The sequence below is a fragment of the uncultured Campylobacter sp. genome (assembly GCF_938045225.1).
In the GTDB taxonomy this organism is placed as follows: domain Bacteria; phylum Campylobacterota; class Campylobacteria; order Campylobacterales; family Campylobacteraceae; genus Campylobacter_A.
The window spans coordinates 1-3,519 of sequence record NZ_CALINL010000190.1 but is presented as its reverse complement, the minus strand read 5'-3'; the positions used below and the strand labels follow the sequence as shown (position 1 = coordinate 3,519).

The 3,519-nt window shown below is 34.0% G+C and carries 6 protein-coding genes; 4 read left to right on the top strand and 2 right to left on the bottom strand.

The window, feature by feature from the left end; genetic code table 11:
- The 4 genes from Q0200_RS07205 to Q0200_RS07190 form a co-directional block, all read left to right on the top strand.
- A partial coding sequence (locus Q0200_RS07205) for a tyrosine-type recombinase/integrase (RefSeq protein WP_297939626.1) occupies positions 1 to 432 on the top strand: 432 nt, incomplete at its 5' end.
- Positions 433 to 533: 101 nt separating this feature from the next.
- Positions 534 to 698 (top strand): type II toxin-antitoxin system HicA family toxin, encoded by a 165-nt coding sequence (locus Q0200_RS07200; protein ID WP_297939624.1) that lies wholly within the window; start codon positions 534 to 536, stop codon positions 696 to 698.
- Entirely contained in the window at positions 695 to 1,048 is a 354-nt protein-coding gene (locus Q0200_RS07195) for a type II toxin-antitoxin system HicB family antitoxin (protein ID WP_297939622.1), read from the top strand. The genes Q0200_RS07200 and Q0200_RS07195 overlap by 4 nt, the downstream gene beginning before the upstream one ends.
- 1 nt (position 1,049) lies before the next feature.
- Positions 1,050 to 1,424, top strand: coding sequence for a type II toxin-antitoxin system HicB family antitoxin (locus Q0200_RS07190; RefSeq protein WP_297939619.1), 375 nt, complete (start codon positions 1,050 to 1,052; stop codon positions 1,422 to 1,424).
- A gap of 196 nt (positions 1,425 to 1,620) precedes the next feature.
- Here the strand turns inward: Q0200_RS07190 and icmH are convergent, their stop codons facing one another.
- A complete protein-coding gene (gene icmH / locus Q0200_RS07185; protein WP_297939616.1) occupies positions 1,621 to 2,400 on the bottom strand; it encodes a type IVB secretion system protein IcmH/DotU in 780 nt (259 codons plus the stop codon).
- A gap of 18 nt (positions 2,401 to 2,418) precedes the next feature.
- Positions 2,419 to 3,519, bottom strand: a 1,101-nt coding sequence (gene tssK / locus Q0200_RS07180; RefSeq protein WP_297939613.1) for a type VI secretion system baseplate subunit TssK, incomplete at its 5' end; no start/stop codon positions are given.

Genomic DNA, 3,519 nt, shown 5'->3' with positions numbered 1-3,519 from the left:
GAGGCATTAAATTTAAAATTTAGCGATTTTCAAGAGAGCGACGACGGAGAATTTTACGATATAAATATACTAGCAAAAGGCGGAGAGTATCAAACGGCTTATATAGCAAAAAGCTATATAAAGGCTGATTTTGAGAGATTGTTAAGTATTAATCTCCCTGAAAATTATATCTTTACCAGTGGGTGTAGCGATAAACCAATTTCCAGACAAAACGTTTATTCTTTACTAGCTCGCATATACAGAAAGTGCGGCATAGTAAATAAAAGGGGTTGTCATATACTAAGACACTCTTTTGCTATGAATATGGTTGAGAAAAATACGAATTTGGGCGTTATCCAAAAGGCTCTTAGGCACAAAAAGATACAGACAACGATGATATACGCCGACGCTACTGGGGATATGGTCAAAAAAGAGATGAAAAGGGTGATGTAAGCAAAAAAGTATGTATAATATACATATAAAAGGCAAAAATTTGAGTAAAAATGACAAATTATTAAAAGAGCGAAAACAATCCTAAAAATGTAAAATTTGAAGTGCTTGAAAAGTTGCTTTTAAATAATGGCTTTAATTTACATGGCATAAAAGGCTCACATCATCAATTCACAAATGGTAAAATTTTGCTTACTTTGCCATATAAAAAGCCGATGAAAACGTATTATGTCAAGCTAGTTTTGGACGCCATAAAGGACAAACAATGAAAAATTTGGACTACTATCTAAACCTGCCGTATAAGATAGAGCTTAAAAAAATACCACAAAATCAAGGTGGTGGCTGGGGTGCATTTATGCCTGAACTTAATAACATTGCGTTTTTTTATGGTGATGGCGAAAGCAAAGAAGAAGCCCTTGCCGAGCTTGAAGAAGCTTTTAAATTTACGATAGAAACAGCACTTGCTGACGGTATAAATATACCAGAGCCAATCGATGAAAACGCCAAAGTTCGCATAAATTTAACTATACCAAAAAGCGTTTTAAACGCAATTGACTCCGTTACGAACAACCGTTCGGCGTGGCTTAGCGAGCTTGCCAGAAAAGCATTGGCGATATAATATGCCGGTCGTAAGAAATTTAAACTACTACCTAAATTTACCCTATATTGCATTCGTCGTAAAGGATACAAACTTTGACGATACGTTTTACTATTATGCTTACTACAAGGAGTATGAATATATCAAAGGTGCCGGCAACAACGAGGCCGAAGCTATAAGCGATTTAAAAAGCGCTTTTAAAGACGCGCTAGCCCAAATGCTATCGGATAATGAAGAAATAATAGAACCTAGGTCGCTTAGTATTAAAACAAAAAGCTATGCTATTACTATGAAAAATGTAATGCAAGAGATAGATGCCGCCGCAAAAGAACTCGGCATTTCTCGTTCGGCATTCTTGGCTATTTCGGCTAAGAATTATATACGAGCGTTGCAATAATATACAAAAAGAAACGGATGTAGTGAGGTGAATACGTAGAATTTATAATATGGTTCCAAAAATAAAATATAAATTTGTATTTACACTTTAAATTTTTTCATAAAATTTAAGTTTAATAAAACTAAATTAATTTTTGGCCATGGCTCTTTATGTATATAAAAACGTCATATAAATTTGTATAATACAATAAAGCTAACTATATTTTGGCATTAGAATCTCTCATAAAAGCGTCGATTTTATTATTAATGCTTGTATTGTTTTTTATGTTTTCCTTATCTAGGCTATAGATTGAGTACATAAATGAAAGCGCGACCGCTATTATAGCTATCAGTATTGCAAGAGCTTTAGCTCCGCCAAAAGTAAATTTTTTCAGTATATTATCGGGTTTAGAAGGACTATAGGCTTTTTTAAATAACGTATCTTCATCGCTACCTATCAAGGGGGCGATAGCTGATGCTATACTTTCACAAAGATATCCGATCTTTTCGTTACAATCATTCTCAAGGTCGTATTTGCCCCTATACCCAAGAGTTAAACAAGCATAAACGACTTCCAAAAGATCTTTGTTTTTTGCGGGGTTTTCAAACCATTTCTCCATTATACCAAAAAATTTATTTCCACCTAAATTTTCGTTAAATAGTCTAATAGTAAGAGTATTATTTGCCCAAAAACTATTCATAAAAAGTTCATTTTTCATAAGACTCTCATCTATAAAGACACAGACGCAGTATCTGAGCCTAGTAATATCGTCTTCATCATAAATTCTAAGACTAGCCAGTTTTGAGCTTATGCTAAGTATATCATTGGTTAATTTCTCTTTTAAACCAACCATTTGCTCTTGTGAAATATTTTGTATCTTTGACATTCTATTAGCTAGAAGCAAAAGCGGCAAGACATGATCTAGGGCCTGATTTGTCCCCAGCCCTTGGAGTCGACTTTCAAACAATATAGAAAATGAATTATCTTTACTTTGCACCTATAGGCCTTTAAAATTTTATAGTATAGCCCACATTTTTATATCCGGGTTAGTTATATTATTTGTGACATATACGCTGATAATATTCTCGCCTATAAAAGACTTGAATAGCTTGTCATTCTTGTCTAGTCTATAATAAACATACCCGTTTAATCTTGGAAGAGTGGTTGGAATAATTGAAACCTGTTCGATATTAAGACCGTTAAGCTGGGATGCCACTATATTTTTAATGCTAGATTGAGTATGAATCTTGCACTGTTCTTTAAAATTCTTAAGTAAATAATCGCTATTAACATTAGAGCTAACAGCCAAAAATAGTTCGCCTTTTTCAATAATACCAGCGTTATCAAACATACAATCAAAAAAGCCGTGAGCATTTGACGCGATGCGCGCCATGACATATTTTGGGGAGATGACTTTGGAAAATAACAGCCTTATGTTGTTAATAAGTAGAGAAAAAGTAGTGCTTAGATCGTCATGTTTATAAGCTATAAAATCGCTAAAACTATCGTCGTTGCTCAAGGCGGTCAAATCAGCCTGAAAATCAACTAGCTTCTCATATAAAAATTCAGGATGAATTTTTTGCCTATTTGCTATAGATGCAAAGTTAAGACTCCATTTTTTTAGCATATTTAAGGTCAAATAAGTAGTAAAATCAAGAGTGTTTTTTGATTGATCTATGCCCTTAAATATGCCTAAAAAAGTCTGCTTATGTTGTCTTGTCGAATATATCATCTCATCGATAAATTGTCTTATAAACGGATGCTTGCTTATATCAAGGCAAGTCGGAATAAATTTATCGTCTAACTTTATTTGTTTACTTGAGCTGATATTTTGTATTTTACAAATCGGAATCTCTAGCTCATACGGAGTCTTGCTACCCAAAACGCCTAAACTGGTTTTAAGACTAGCAAGAACGATGCTTTCTTTATCCTGATCAAAAGCCGATCCCAGCAGATACTCTTCTTCGTCGCTCAAATCATTCAGCACGTCAACGTTGGCATCATCATGAACTTTGGAGCTAATAAGGGCTCTAGTCGCTTTAAATTTAGAGCTTGTTATGCTATTTTGGAGACTAACGTCGACTACTAAATTACTCATAGGTATTTTCAAAACTAT

Excerpts from the sequence above, each read along its gene's own strand:
- Q0200_RS07195 (WP_297939622.1), top strand. The coding sequence starts at position 695 with ATGAAAAATTTGGACTACTATCTAAACCTGCCGTATAAGATAGAGCTT.
- Q0200_RS07190 (WP_297939619.1), top strand. The coding sequence starts at position 1,050 with ATGCCGGTCGTAAGAAATTTAAACTACTACCTAAATTTACCCTATATT.